Here is a 201-nt window from a genome sequence, read left to right as displayed (position 1 = left end):
ATATGGGATTTGCCTGTTCCACAAGGTCCTACGATGAGAATGGGTACCTTTTCGGCAATGAATGAACATGAAGTTAACTCCTGTACTTGAGCACGATTGATTTTAGGATTAAAGTCAAAATCGAATGATTCTATTGTCTTATCACCACTGATACGTGCACGTTTCATTCTTGCTCTTAGTTTTTTGTTTTCCCTTCCTAAT

Annotated in this window: 1 protein-coding gene; it reads right to left on the bottom strand. The window is 37.8% G+C overall.

Annotation, left to right across the window (positions count from 1 at the left end; genetic code table 11):
• On the bottom strand, positions 1–201 hold a 201-nt coding region (locus Lwal_RS18195; RefSeq protein WP_420798162.1), incomplete at both ends, for an ATP-binding protein.

Origin of the sequence: Legionella waltersii, assembly GCF_001468085.1 — a bacterium.
Classification (GTDB): domain Bacteria; phylum Pseudomonadota; class Gammaproteobacteria; order Legionellales; family Legionellaceae; genus Legionella; species Legionella waltersii.
The sequence above is the reverse complement of the archived record's forward strand: the minus strand, read 5'-3'. Positions and strand labels throughout refer to the sequence as shown.